An 8,583-nucleotide genomic window follows, 5' to 3' on the forward strand; every position below is an offset into this window, starting at 1 on the left:
TTTTTTGCCCAGAGAATCTATTCGTTTCCAGGCTGTTTGGTCCGTCGTGAAGAGCATGGCTCTCTGGCTCCTTCTGGCCCTGGCGGGCGTGCTGCTGGCACAGATGATGTCTGATGCCAGTATTGCCTTGCTTACGCGGTCCCTGCGGGGCCTGGCCATCATTGGTTTGGCTTTAATGCTGGTAGTCTGGCGAAAAAGTAATCGTTATTAAAATCCTGTAAATGGTATAGGGAGCGAAGACCCGATACGCATGGTAGTCAGCGTACTGGCTTTTTGTAATAACTGGCATGTATTTATTGTTTCTACGACATAGTTTGTCAACATCGTGTGCTATGCTCATATTGTGAAGAGATAATACAGGGAAGGAGGTGTCCGTACGGTGGCATATGACATATATAGAACAGCGCTTACTCAGGGAGCTATGGCCGTGATACTGGGTGTATTGGTCTATGCTGGTCTGTGGACCGTGGAAGACAGGGATCTGGCCTTGCGCGGCGTGTCTTTTCTGGCAGGCTGTTATGTCCTGTTTTTTGTATTTTCCCATTGCCAGCGTCTGTACGAATCGTGGCAGGGAACAGATGCTGCCTGGCGCCTCCGTCTGCTTCTGTGGGTAAGCGGTGGGGGTACTCTATTTTGGTGGCTCGTGTATCAATGTTGGACAGATCCTGTACAGACAATCGCTCCAGTCATTCAGTGGGGGATGATTCTGGGATTTACAGTATATTTTTTTGATGTACTTGCCGATAGGGATACATCATTCAGGCAATATATATCTATACGAATGAAAGGGTTGTTTTTGTTAGTCTGGGTTGTTGTCTACGGGCTCAATATCTGCTGGATCATCGATCTGAATGACTTTATGTATTTTTTCTGGCATACGCTATTTTGGATTATTTATGTAGCTGTATTTTTTCAGACGCCAGAATTTAGAACAGTTATAGGCCGGGTTCCGTATTACTGTTTGTTGCTGGTTGGCAGTTGGTTCGTATATTTCCAAGAGATTACGGTAGATCCTTTTGTAGGATATTATATCGTGTGGCGCGAACGGGCGTATATGTATGAGGCTATTCCTGCACTGCCTCGTTGTATCTCCCATATAGCGAAAGTCTATAAATCTGTCTGTATCTGGCTGAAACCGTGTTTCCTTTTTTTGTGGTACTTTAGTTTTGTTATTATCGTTCACTTTATGTGGCTCGATGCAAACTATTCTATGATGATGCGGGTAATTCGAATCATGGCTGTGTTACTTACAGGAAACTTCATTTTGTATTGGATTCGGCATCGGTTCAAACAGCGCTCCTGAGCAGGCTGTAGTATGAGGCGGGCTGGATTCTGCCGGGACAGGCCGGATCTAGTTTGTGTGTAAAGGGGGATATACTATATGAAATCTAACATGGCAAAGATCTGGGAAGCGGTAAAAGATGTCGTTGTAGGCTTACTGGCGTGCCTGCCTCTGGCCGTTGGCAGACACTTGATAGATAGGCCGTATGTTCCGCTGCAACAGGGACTATTGGGATTTTTCATACTTTTTATCGGCATGGTGATTTTTATCTGGTCCGTGAAGCGATAATGGTATTGGGCAGTGCAGACATTTGTGCTATACTATGAAATATATTCAGATAAAGGGGGACTATATATGGCACATCCAATGCGGAGAAAAGATCGGCAGTTAGAACGGGAAGACTGTATTCCCATTTTGGAAAAAGGAGAATACGGTGTATTATCGATGGTGACAGATGAAGGCACTCCCTATGGGGTTCCCATATCCTATGCGTATGAAGACGGGTATATTTACTTCCACGGTGCCATGACGGGATATAAGCTGGACCTGCTGCGGAAGCGGCCTCAGGCATCATTCTGCGTTGTTACAGATACGCAGGTATTACCGGCTGAATTTACGACCAATTACCAAAGTGTCATTGCCTTCGGCACTATGGAAGAACTGTCTGGTTCCGATAAAGAAAAGGGATTGCTGGCGCTGATTCAGAAATATTCTCCTGCCTATCTGGAAGAAGGCAAGGTGTATATGGCCAAAGCCCAGGCTCATACCTGTTCGTATCGTCTGCACATCGAAGATATGACGGGAAAAGCACGCAAATAGCGAGAAAATATAATAGTATAAGAAATCATACATGCATGATTAAAAATAAACGGCCATGCTATTGAAATACAAATAATTTATCTGTATAATAAAGGCATAACAGAATACAAGACGGTGTCGTCTCTTTGCAGTATGCAGGAGATGATGCCGTCTTTTTTTACAGATAAGGAGTGGATTCGTATGACAACAGAACTGAAACATACAATGATTGCAATGGCTTTGATTTTGTGCGGAGCCTATACGATTGCTGCCGATATTCCGGCAACTCATGTATTTTCCAATGGCCTCATGCTGTATAAAGCGAATGAATTCGCCGTTTCCGGAACAGATATCCAGGCTTTTGCCAAGAGCGGCCACTATACGGCAAGCAATCAGTAAATCCTGTATTCACAGTATGAATAAAACCCGCCAATAAGACGTGCATCGGTGTCTGTGTTGGCGGGTTTTGTGCTGTTTAGAACCAGACGGCGTTGTCCAGCGCCTGGACTGACTGGATGGGCAGCAGGTGGACGCTTTGGCTGGCTGTCAGATTGGTGAATACGCAGAGGCAGGCATCAGAAGAAGCCTGGTTTTTGACGTACTCCCGGTCGAACTGCATGAGGACATCGCCTTTTTTGACGGACTGTCCTTCCTGGACAGGCACAGTGAATCCCTGTCCCTGCAGCTGAACCGTATCAATGCCGATATGCAGAAGATATTCCAGGCCGCTCGCCGTAGTGAGCCCTATGGCATGTTTCGTATCGAAGACGAAAGTGACTGTCCCGTCAGCCGGTGCATAGACTGTATTGTCTGTAGGATAGACGAAGAAGCCGTCACCGGTCATTTTGCTGGCAAAGGCCTCGTCTGGTGCTTCCGTAATCGGGTGGAGCTCGCCTGTAAAGGGGGAGCAGAAGTATGTTTTTTCTGTTTCTGCTGGATACGTCTCTTCCGCAGTGACGGTAGGCGTCGTATCTGCAGTGTTGGACTGCGGCCTTTTTGTCTGCGCTGTAGTGGGTGAGTTAAACAGGTTTTTCACGGAACGAAATAAACTGGACATATATATTCCCCCTTCGGTGCCGATAGGGACGGCACGGATATGATAATGCGTTACGTATATACCAATCGTATTGTATCATATATGGGGACATATTGGCCATATTCAGGACTACATGGAAAAACGCGGCGATTTCCGAAGAAGAAACCGCCGCGTTTACGCGTTATATGTTAGAGAGAGGTATGAATGAACAAAAGTTGAAGGAGGATTTATGCCTGTGCAGCGGCTTTGCCAAGTGCTTCACATTCCGGGGCATTGTTTGGTGTTTCATTGACAATAGCCGTACCGATAACAGTTGCACCAGCGTCTTCTACACGCTGTTTCCACGTATCCATCCAGTCACCGCTGCCCCAGCCGTACGAGCCAAAGAGACCGACTTTTTTGCCTTTCAGTTTGGGAGCGAGTTCGGTGAAGAACGGTTCAACAACAGTGTCTTCCAGTTCTTCCGCACCCATAGCAGGGCAGCCCAGCAAAATGACGTCTTTCGATGCAACCGCATCTACTGTCGTATCTTCAAAACGGACCGATTCAACGTCGGCGCCGGCTGCTTTTGCAGCTGCTTCAATTTCCTGAGCCATTGCTTCCGTGTTGCCTGTGCCACTCCAATATACGATTTCTACCATGATACATATCCTCCTTACGCTATAATAAGCGATTCTAATGTAGTGCCTACAGCGAATCTGTTTACGTAATCTTTCCGACAGGAGTCAAACTGCCGGAACAGCCGGACGGCTTTGTCGGCATCGCCGTAGACCTTCCAGTAGCCGCAGAGCTTGGCGCAGTTTCCTTTGTGGGTAATGAAGCCGCATACGTCTTCTAAGGGATATCCGAGAAAAATCCCGGATTCATGGGGGAAACAGCCGCCTTCTGCAAAGCGGGATACAAGATGATCCAGACTGGCGTTCAGATCAGTACAGGGAGCGTAGCCATATTGATGTAAAAATGATCTGATGTGATGCTGGCGTATATAGGCCGCTACTTTTTCCGGGCGGTATACGTATAACAGCGTGCGCTGAGGACAACAAAATAGCAGACGAAAATGAAGTCCTTTAGGATTATATTTGTGATTATAAGTATCAATTATTCTCTCATAATCATCCAAGGATTCGCGACGGGGAAGGCATAGAAGACTGCCCATTTTTAATCCCGCTAACGTTGGCGAACAGTGGTAAATCAGGAGCTCGTCGATGTTCATATGCTTCCTCCGTTCCTTTTCGTTTATGGTATTACTATACCAATATTGCAAATCAATGTCAATAGTAAAATGATATATTTTTTCACATACTTTTTGAGGGTAGGTGAATATTCACGTTTTGGTGTATAATGAAATCAGTGTATGAATAAGGAGGAGAAGACAGGCTATGATAAAACGTGAAGCCCTGATGAGAGATACGAGCCGCTGTTTTGGCTGCGGAGAACAGAATCCGATTGGATTAAAGCTGCATATGCATATTGTTGATGACAAGTGTGTTGCTGATTTTACGCCCCGGCCGGAACATGCCAGTTATGGCGACCGCATGCACGGCGGTCTGACGAGTACGCTGCTGGATGAAGTCATGGGGGATTATGTGTTTCATCTGGCCGGAAAGCCGGCGTATACGGCAAAACTGGATATACGCTTTCGCAGTGCCGTTATTATTGGCGAAACCGTGCATATTGAAGGCTGGGTTACAGCGCAGCGGGGACGTCTGTTCGTGACGGAAGGCCGGGTATACCATGCTGATGGATCTGTTGCAGCTGAGGCAACGGGCAAGATCATGGTAGGAAAATAGGAAGTATAATACGTATCTCTTTTCTTCTTATGCTATTATTTTGTCTTGTTGGTCCTGATGTTGGCATACCTGTCTCACTTCCCGGTATACTAGAGGTATAGCAAGAATATGCTGGGAGGCGAGACGATGATATTTGAAACGATGTATGAACCTTTTCGGATTGGTTCTTGTCTGATACCGAACAGACTGGTTCGCAGTGCAACCTTTGAGTTTGCTGCCAGGGAAGGACGAATTACGCCGGCGATAGAGCAGTTCTATGAAGCAGCAGCCCGCGGCGGTTCGGGACTGATTATTTCAGGAATGGAAAACATATCGCCTACGTCTGGATTTGGCAGTCTGTCCGTACATACAAGGTATCCGGAATATGTGCAGGATATGGCCCGGATCGTGCGTATTGTCCACTCGTATGGCGCCAAATTGTTTGTACAGCTTTCCCATTGCGGATATCGTACAGACTGGCAGCATGGATACGATACGTTTGGCCCCAGTGAACTGGCTGTGAGTCCGGAACAGACCTATCATGCCATGACGGAAGAAGAAATTGAGAAGCTGCTGGTAGATTTTGCCGTGTCGGCCAGACTGTGTCAGGAAGCGGGCTGTGACGGCGTACAGATCCACGGTGCCCATGGGTTCCTTCTGCATGCATTTTTATCGCCCTATTATAACCATCGCCATGATGACTGGGGCGGCAGTATTGCCAATCGGTCCCGGCTGCTCCTGGATGTATGCCGCGTTGTGGCTGCTGCTGCGGGCCCGGATTTCCCGATTAGCGTGAAACTGTCTTTCCAGGATCTGCTTTCACCGGGGATTTCTGTGGAAGATATGTTGTGGGTCTGCCGGAAGCTGGCAGCACAGGGTATCAGCATGCTGGAAATTTCTGCAGGTACCACGATGGATGGCACTGCTGCGTCTTTTTCTCCCATTCGATTTGAAGAAGAAGGGCCGTTTCGGGAGTATGCGGCTCTGGCTGCCCGGTATGTATCGATCCCCGTTGTCAGCGTCGGCGGCTATCGGTCGCCGTTGTATATGGAACGGATGCTCCGACAGACTGGGATTGCGGCTGTGGCCATGTGCCGGCCCCTCATCCGTGAACCCGATTTGCCTAATCGCTGGAAAACCCAGAATGTACCGGCTGCCTGCTGCTCCTGCAATCGCTGTTTTTCATCGCCAGGCATTGTGAGCTGTCAGGCTTTGTAAGTACTGAGATGGATACAGAATAAGCCCCCTTTTGCCGAATGCGGCTCGGCAAAAGGGGGCTTATTCTACAGGTACGTGTGTTCTGAATTAACCGGCAATAAGGGTCATCGTTTTTTTGAGGGCTTTGGCAAACTGATCCGGACAGGATGTGGGCTTGCCACCGCAGCGAATGCCTTCCAGTTTTTTTATGGCGTCTTCTACTTTCATTCCTTCTACTAACCGGCTGATGCCCTGCAAGTTGCCGGGACAGCCGCCGAGAAAGGTTACGTTTTTAATAACGTCTCCATCAATGTCGAATTGAATTTGCTGCGAACAAACGCCTTCGGGCCGATACGTATACATTGTAAAGCTCCTCCTATTTTAACAGTGCTATAATTTCTTCTTTTGGCAGTACGCCGGCGTTGCGGCGGACAACCTTGCCATCCTGAAAGACGATCAGCGTCGGAATCAGTTCTACATTGAACTGCTGTGCCAGTGCCGGCTGTTCGTCGACATTTACTTTGCAGATTTTGATTTCCGGATGTTCTTCCGCAATTTCATCGACTACAGGAGACAGCATCTGGCATGGCCCGCACCAGGCGGCCCAGAAATCGACAAGAACGGTTCCCTTGGCAAAAGCGACTTCCGTCTGGAAGTTATCTTTTGTAACGATAATAGATTTCATGATATCGCTCCTTTGTATCTTGCAGTTTGCAGTATGTGCGTTTTTTGATGATGCCTGTATATAGTATACCAAAAAAGGCCGATTTTTTCCACCTGTGAACGGAGAATACAATATATCTGTTCAGTACAGATAAAGTACGGTATAATGTAAGGGAAGATGCAGTCCCTGTACTGCGTATATCGTCATAAGGAGTGAGTATGCAATGCGAACAGGAACAGGCGTGATTGATACGGTATTGGCCGATGGAATGGTCAAAATCCGTACCAATCGTGATAATTTATATTCTCCGTGCAGTGATAAAATATGCAATAACAACGTCCTGATTGATGCCAAAAATCCCATTGGCGCTGTGAAGGGCCAGTTTGTCCGCTTTTTGATTCCCGATGAAAAGATGGGGGCCGGCGGAGCCATGTGCTTTGGCATGCCTACGCTCATGGTCATCATCTGGGGCGTATTTGGCTACTGGTGCGGCTTGCAGTACGGATGGGCCAAAGAACTGACGGCCTTTGCCGGAATGATTCTGGGCGGCATCATAAGTGCCATGCTGCTCAAGCGGTATGAAAAATCCATACGACAGGCCAATACGATGGCTGAAGTATCAGAAATTATTGCAGCTGAAACGAATGAAACGGAGCCGGTACAGTCGTAACGATAAAAAAGGAGCTTGTTCCCGAGGGAACAGCTCCTTTTCGTTGTTATGACTGTGCAGATTAGAATGCAGCCAGAATGGAACCCTGGTATTTTTCATCAATGAATTTCTTAATCGGTTCTGTTGCATAAATTTCTGCCACTTTCTTGTATGTTGCATTGTCCTTGTCTTCTTCACGGACAGCCAGAACGCAGGCATACGGCGAGTTTTTATCTTCGACGAGGATAGAATCTTTCAGGGGATTCAATCCGGCAGGAATGGCGTAGTTGGCGTTGACGCAGGCGAAGTCCGTATCGTCAAGGGAACGGGAAATCTGTGCGGCATCGAGTTCGACGATCTGGAGATTCTTGGGGTTTTCGCTGATATCAGCAACAGACGTATTGACATTCGTACCGGTGCTCAGTTTGATCAGGCCCGCCGTCTGAAGAAGCAGAAGAGCGCGGCCACCGTTGGACGGATCATTAGGAATGGCTACTTTTGCGCCGTCGGCGACTTCACTGATGTTCTTGTATTTATGGGAGTAAATAGCCATGGGCATGAGGATCGTCTTGCCAATGGAGGTGAGTTTTAATCCTTTCTTTTCTACGACATTGTCCAGGTATGGCTGATGCTGCATGGAGTTCATGTCCAGATCTTTTTCAGCCAGTGCCGTGTTAGGCTGTACGTAGTCGTTAAATTCGACAATGTTAATGGTAATACCCTGTTTTTGGGCTTCTTTGGCTACTTCTTCCATGATTTCAGCCTGCGGACCGGCAGTGACGCCCATTTTGATTTCTTTCTTGTCAGCACTTGCCGTATCGCTGGACGAGCTGCCGCAGCCGGCGGCAAAGACACAGGTGGCAGCGATGAGGGCTGCTGAAATCAGTTTTTTAATTGATGCGTTCATACATAATCCATCCCTTCTGAAAACGATACATACCATTTCATACACTGTGGCCAGAGGGTTCAGCAAAACGGGCAAAAAGAAAAGCCGTCCACAGATGGCGGCTTGCATGTATGCAATTCATCTGTCGGATTTTCCGCTGGACTTGGCACCTATCCCGAACCGGGGGTTGCCGCAGCATCATAGGGCCATTCCCTCAGCTGCTCTTGATGAGACACAATGTAGAGTTGTTGAGTAGTATATTATCATCAATTCTGGGCCCTGTCAAGATGGGACTGATAAAA

General features: G+C 47.5%; 14 protein-coding genes and 1 riboswitch. Of the genes, 8 read left to right on the forward strand and 6 right to left on the reverse strand.

Annotated elements, in window-relative coordinates:
* The 5 genes from Q3886_RS06390 to Q3886_RS06410 form a co-directional block, all read left to right on the forward strand.
* Window positions 1-211, forward strand: a 211-nt coding sequence (locus tag Q3886_RS06390; protein ID WP_301860394.1) for a hypothetical protein, incomplete at its 5' end; no start/stop codon positions are given.
* 168 nt (window positions 212-379) lie between these two features.
* Complete coding sequence (locus Q3886_RS06395) at window positions 380-1,303, forward strand: hypothetical protein (RefSeq protein ID WP_301860395.1); 924 nt, start codon at window positions 380-382, stop codon at window positions 1,301-1,303.
* Window positions 1,304-1,381: 78 nt separating this feature from the next.
* The gene (locus tag Q3886_RS06400) at window positions 1,382-1,570 is read left to right on the forward strand and encodes a hypothetical protein (RefSeq protein WP_301860396.1); all 189 of its coding nucleotides are present in this window, start codon (window positions 1,382-1,384) and stop codon (window positions 1,568-1,570) included.
* A 66-nt stretch (window positions 1,571-1,636) separates the two neighbouring features.
* On the forward strand, window positions 1,637-2,101 hold the full coding sequence (locus Q3886_RS06405; protein WP_301860398.1) for a pyridoxamine 5'-phosphate oxidase family protein: 465 nt from the start codon (window positions 1,637-1,639) through the stop codon (window positions 2,099-2,101).
* 180 nt (window positions 2,102-2,281) lie between these two features.
* Complete coding sequence (locus Q3886_RS06410; RefSeq protein WP_301860399.1) at window positions 2,282-2,479, forward strand: hypothetical protein; 198 nt, start codon at window positions 2,282-2,284, stop codon at window positions 2,477-2,479.
* A 76-nt stretch (window positions 2,480-2,555) separates the two neighbouring features.
* On the opposite strand, the gene Q3886_RS06415 is transcribed toward Q3886_RS06410, so the two are convergent.
* The 3 genes from Q3886_RS06415 to Q3886_RS06425 all read right to left on the reverse strand — a co-directional run bounded on the left by Q3886_RS06415 (window position 2,556) and on the right by Q3886_RS06425 (window position 4,329).
* On the reverse strand, window positions 2,556-3,137 hold the full coding sequence (locus Q3886_RS06415) for a PTS glucose transporter subunit IIA (RefSeq protein ID WP_301860400.1): 582 nt from the start codon (window positions 3,135-3,137) through the stop codon (window positions 2,556-2,558).
* A 206-nt stretch (window positions 3,138-3,343) separates the two neighbouring features.
* A complete protein-coding gene (locus tag Q3886_RS06420; protein WP_301860401.1) occupies window positions 3,344-3,757 on the reverse strand; it encodes a flavodoxin in 414 nt (137 codons plus the stop codon).
* 14 nt (window positions 3,758-3,771) lie between these two features.
* Window positions 3,772-4,329: a DUF3793 family protein gene (locus Q3886_RS06425; RefSeq protein ID WP_301860402.1), complete on the reverse strand. Its 558-nt coding sequence runs from the start codon at window positions 4,327-4,329 to the stop codon at window positions 3,772-3,774.
* A gap of 166 nt (window positions 4,330-4,495) precedes the next feature.
* Between Q3886_RS06425 and Q3886_RS06430 the strand changes: the two genes are divergently transcribed.
* Window positions 4,496-4,906: a PaaI family thioesterase gene (locus Q3886_RS06430; protein ID WP_301860403.1), complete on the forward strand. Its 411-nt coding sequence runs from the start codon at window positions 4,496-4,498 to the stop codon at window positions 4,904-4,906.
* A 126-nt stretch (window positions 4,907-5,032) separates the two neighbouring features.
* The gene (locus Q3886_RS06435) at window positions 5,033-6,103 is read left to right on the forward strand and encodes an NADH:flavin oxidoreductase (protein ID WP_301860404.1); all 1,071 of its coding nucleotides are present in this window, start codon (window positions 5,033-5,035) and stop codon (window positions 6,101-6,103) included.
* 87 nt (window positions 6,104-6,190) lie between these two features.
* On the opposite strand, the gene Q3886_RS06440 is transcribed toward Q3886_RS06435, so the two are convergent.
* Window positions 6,191-6,445, reverse strand: coding sequence for a TIGR03905 family TSCPD domain-containing protein (locus Q3886_RS06440; protein WP_301860405.1), 255 nt, complete (start codon window positions 6,443-6,445; stop codon window positions 6,191-6,193).
* Window positions 6,446-6,458: 13 nt separating this feature from the next.
* Window positions 6,459-6,878, reverse strand: a complete 420-nt coding sequence (gene trxA / locus Q3886_RS06445; protein WP_367881558.1) for a thioredoxin — start codon at window positions 6,876-6,878, stop codon at window positions 6,459-6,461.
* Between the two features lie 91 nt (window positions 6,879-6,969).
* On the opposite strand from trxA, the gene Q3886_RS06450 reads away from it, so the two are divergent.
* Window positions 6,970-7,416, forward strand: coding sequence for a SoxR reducing system RseC family protein (locus tag Q3886_RS06450; protein ID WP_301860408.1), 447 nt, complete (start codon window positions 6,970-6,972; stop codon window positions 7,414-7,416).
* A gap of 61 nt (window positions 7,417-7,477) precedes the next feature.
* Here the strand turns inward: Q3886_RS06450 and Q3886_RS06455 are convergent, their stop codons facing one another.
* The gene (locus Q3886_RS06455; RefSeq protein WP_301860409.1) at window positions 7,478-8,302 is read right to left on the reverse strand and encodes a MetQ/NlpA family ABC transporter substrate-binding protein; all 825 of its coding nucleotides are present in this window, start codon (window positions 8,300-8,302) and stop codon (window positions 7,478-7,480) included.
* A gap of 114 nt (window positions 8,303-8,416) precedes the next feature.
* Window positions 8,417-8,515: riboswitch (SAM riboswitch) on the reverse strand.
* Window positions 8,516-8,583 lie beyond the last annotated feature (68 nt).

Source organism: uncultured Megasphaera sp. (genome assembly GCF_958350005.1).
GTDB lineage: Bacteria > Bacillota > Negativicutes > Veillonellales > Megasphaeraceae > Megasphaera.

What these genes read in the sequence shown, in the direction of transcription:
- Q3886_RS06400 (WP_301860396.1), top strand. Translation starts at nt 1,382, where the DNA reads ATGAAATCTAACATGGCAAAGATCTGGGAAGCGGTAAAAGATGTCGTT.
- Q3886_RS06405 (WP_301860398.1), top strand. Translation starts at nt 1,637, where the DNA reads ATGGCACATCCAATGCGGAGAAAAGATCGGCAGTTAGAACGGGAAGAC.
- Q3886_RS06410 (WP_301860399.1), top strand. Translation starts at nt 2,282, where the DNA reads ATGACAACAGAACTGAAACATACAATGATTGCAATGGCTTTGATTTTG.
- Q3886_RS06415 (WP_301860400.1), bottom strand. Translation starts at nt 3,137, where the DNA reads ATGTCCAGTTTATTTCGTTCCGTGAAAAACCTGTTTAACTCACCCACT.
- Q3886_RS06420 (WP_301860401.1), bottom strand. Translation starts at nt 3,757, where the DNA reads ATGGTAGAAATCGTATATTGGAGTGGCACAGGCAACACGGAAGCAATG.
- Q3886_RS06425 (WP_301860402.1), bottom strand. Translation starts at nt 4,329, where the DNA reads ATGAACATCGACGAGCTCCTGATTTACCACTGTTCGCCAACGTTAGCG.
- Q3886_RS06430 (WP_301860403.1), top strand. Translation starts at nt 4,496, where the DNA reads ATGATAAAACGTGAAGCCCTGATGAGAGATACGAGCCGCTGTTTTGGC.
- Q3886_RS06435 (WP_301860404.1), top strand. Translation starts at nt 5,033, where the DNA reads ATGATATTTGAAACGATGTATGAACCTTTTCGGATTGGTTCTTGTCTG.
- Q3886_RS06440 (WP_301860405.1), bottom strand. Translation starts at nt 6,445, where the DNA reads ATGTATACGTATCGGCCCGAAGGCGTTTGTTCGCAGCAAATTCAATTC.
- Q3886_RS06450 (WP_301860408.1), top strand. Translation starts at nt 6,970, where the DNA reads ATGCGAACAGGAACAGGCGTGATTGATACGGTATTGGCCGATGGAATG.
- Q3886_RS06455 (WP_301860409.1), bottom strand. Translation starts at nt 8,302, where the DNA reads ATGAACGCATCAATTAAAAAACTGATTTCAGCAGCCCTCATCGCTGCC.